The 3263-nt window shown below is 60.4% G+C and carries 3 protein-coding genes; 2 read left to right on the top strand and 1 reads right to left on the bottom strand.

Going from position 1 to position 3263, the window contains the following annotated elements:
* Positions 1-926: hypothetical protein (locus OB03_RS14475; RefSeq protein ID WP_461344628.1), on the top strand; the 926-nt coding region annotated here is incomplete at its 5' end.
* Between the two features lie 61 nt (positions 927-987).
* Here OB03_RS14475 and ahcY read toward each other — a convergent pair.
* Positions 988-2379, bottom strand: a complete 1392-nt coding sequence (ahcY, locus tag OB03_RS14480) for an adenosylhomocysteinase (RefSeq protein WP_242912322.1) — start codon at positions 2377-2379, stop codon at positions 988-990.
* A gap of 250 nt (positions 2380-2629) precedes the next feature.
* Here ahcY and OB03_RS14485 point away from each other — a divergent pair.
* Positions 2630-3263 (top strand): protoglobin domain-containing protein (locus OB03_RS14485; protein ID WP_461344629.1); only part of this gene is annotated, 634 nt, incomplete at its 3' end.

The following is a 3263-nucleotide window of genomic DNA, read 5'->3' on the forward strand; positions in this document are numbered from 1 at the left end:
TCCCCGGGCGCCGGCAGGTGGCGACCAAGTTGGTCCTGCCTATCGATACAGCCGATCTGAAGACCGGCGGACGCTTCGTCTTCGTCAACCAGATCGGCTTTGAAAGGGTCATGCTGGAGGCATTCGGCCTACCCGCTGAACACCATGACATCCGCACCCTGCGTTTGATGGATCAACTTCCGTCGCTGGACCCCTTCCTGCTGCGCGAGCAGCTTCGCCGCGGCGGAGTGGATGCAGCCCCCTGCTATTTCGCCATTTCCGAGGCCGATCTGGCCAAGATGTCGGCCTTTGTGGAGCGCGAGATCGAACCTCTGGTAACGCTCAGCATCGGCAAGGGCGTGGACGCCACCCAATCCTCGGCGCGTATGGCCAGCAAAATCCTGTCCAACACGCCGGGCGACCGTCTGGAAGCCTTACGCATGACACTGCGGCTGGAACCGGAACAGTATCAAGAGGGCGTCTTCTGCTGGAAGGGCTTCCTCTATTACAAGTGGTCCCTCAACAGCATGATGCAGGACATCGTCAAGGTCGCCGACGAAGTGGCCTCGGTGTCACCTTGGGGCCCTGTCGATGCGTCGTCGCGTGAATATATCAAGCGCGGTCGCGGCGTTCTGCGCAGCAACATCATGCAGACCTGCGAAAAGGTCAGCCAGACGCTGAAATACTACGATCAGGCCTATGCGGGCCTGACCCAGCGCGGCGATCCGCTGGCCTTCCGCGACTTCCTGCTGGAAGCCCCAACCCTGTTCACACGCCTGGGCGACCAGTTGGGTGCCATCCAGCACATCGTCAGCTTCTGGCGCTTCCGCTTCAACGCCAACAGCCCGCCCGTCCAGGTCGACGAACTGATCGACATCTTCATGGATTTCGAGACGGGATTGATGGGTCGAAACTTCGACGATCTGGCCGCCGAGTTTCAGGTCTGAGGCAAGAAAAAAGGGTCGGTGTTTCCACCGACCCTTTTCCATCTTCGGACTTCCGCAGCTCTTAGTAGCGGTAGTGTTCCGGCTTGAACGGGCCTTCGACCGGCACGTTGATGTATTTGGCTTGCTCGTCGTTGAGGACGGTCAGCTTGGCACCCAACTTGGCCAGGTGCAGGAAGGCGACCTTTTCGTCGAGGTGTTTCGGCAGGGTGTAGACCTTGTTCTCGTACTTCGAGGCGTTGGTCCACAGTTCGATCTGGGCCAGCGTCTGGTTGGTGAACGAGGCCGACATCACGAACGACGGGTGACCGGTGGCGTTACCCAGGTTCACCAGACGGCCTTCCGAAAGCAGGATGATCTTCTTGCCGTCCGGGAACTCGATGTGGTGCACCTGCGGCTTGATCTCGTCCCACTTCAGGTTCTTCAGGCCAGCGACCTGAATTTCCGAGTCGAAGTGACCGATGTTGCAGACGATGGCGTTGTTGCGCATGGCGCGCATGTGCTCAACGCGGATGACGTCCTTATTGCCGGTGGTGGTGACGAAGATGTCAGCTTTGTCAGCGACGTCTTCCAGCGTCTGGACTTCGTAACCTTCCATCGCGGCCTGCAGGGCGCAGATCGGGTCGATTTCGGTGACGATCACGCGAGCGCCGCCGTTGCGCAGCGAGGCAGCCGAGCCCTTACCCACGTCGCCGTAGCCGCAGACCACAGCAACCTTGCCCGACAGCATGACGTCGGTGCCGCGACGGATCGCGTCGACCAGCGATTCACGGCACCCGTACAGGTTGTCGAACTTGGACTTGGTGACGCTGTCGTTGACGTTGATGGCCGGGAACGGAAGCTCGCCGCGCTCTGCCATCTGGTACAGACGGTGCACGCCGGTGGTGGTTTCTTCCGAAACGCCGCCGATGGCGTCACGGATAGCCGAGTAGAAGCCCGGCTTTTCAGCCAGATAGCGCTTCATGACCTTGTAGAGGGCTTCTTCTTCCTCGTTGGTCGGGTTGTCGAGGACCGACGGGTCCTTCTCGGCCTTCGGGCCAAGCACGCAAAGCAGGGTTGCGTCGCCGCCGTCGTCGAGGATCAGGTTCGGATAGCCGCCATCGGCCCATTCGAAGATCTTGTGGGCGTAGTCCCAGTACTCTTCGAGGGTTTCACCCTTCAGAGCGAAGACCGGGGTGCCAGCAGCGGCGATAGCGGCAGCGGCGTGGTCTTGGGTCGAGAAGATGTTGCACGACGCCCAGCGCACTTCTGCACCCAGAGCTTCCAGCGTCTGGATCAGAACAGCCGTCTGGATGGTCATGTGCAGGCTGCCTGCGATGCGGGCACCCTTCAGCGGCTGCGAGGCACCGTATTCCGCACGCAGCGCCATCAGGCCCGGCATTTCGGTTTCGGCGATGGCGATTTCCTTGTTGCCAAAGTCGGCAAGCGAGATGTCGCGAACGATGTAATCGGTCATGCGGAGGGGTCTCTTATGTCATGCGCCCGCAGGCGAAGTGGCATGGAACGGCAGTTTTGTTGACCAGCCCTATACCGCGCCTGAGCGCACAGAGCAATGATCGTATAAAGAAGTCTTTATATGATTGTCGTCCAGACGGGTAAATCTTTGATCTAGATTAATGTTCCGTTGGGGAACGCTGGCTATGCAAAAGCTTGGCCGCAAATAAGTACGGGTGCTCAGGCCGCACCGGGTGAGGGTTAGTCTGCGTATGTCGATTCAGTCGCTTCAGCATCGCATCCAGTTCACGGGACTGGGTGAGCCCAGTGCCGCGTACCGCGCGATGGGTCCTATTATCAGCCAAAGCCTGCCGACCGCACTGGACCTGTTCTATGACAGGGTCCGCGCCGAGCCGCTGACAGCACGTTTCTTTAAAGACGAAGCCCACATCTCGAGCGCCCACGCCGCCCAACAGAGCCACTGGCGCGCCATTGTCGAGGGCCGCGCCGATACTGAGTATGCCGAGTCCGTGCGTACCATCGGTCGAGTCCACGCCCGCATCGGGCTGGAACCGCGCTGGTATATTGGCGGCTATAGCGTCGTCCTCGCGCACCTGACCCGCGCCATTGCCGAGCGCCCGCGCAAGCTCTTCGCCAACCGCAAAGAGCATGACCGCATCACGTCCAAAGCGATCGCCGAACTGAACCAGCGCGTCATGCTGGATATGGACATGGCGATCAGCGTCTATCTGGAAACGCTTGCCGAGGCGCGAAACCGCGCACAGGCCGCCCAGGCAGAAGCCGAAGCCCGCCAGACCGAAGTGGTCCGGGCCTTGGGCACTGCCCTGCATGCGCTGGCCGACAACGATCTGACCACCACGATTACCGCCAGCTTCCCTGATGAAT

The organism is Brevundimonas sp. GN22 (genome assembly GCF_054824005.1).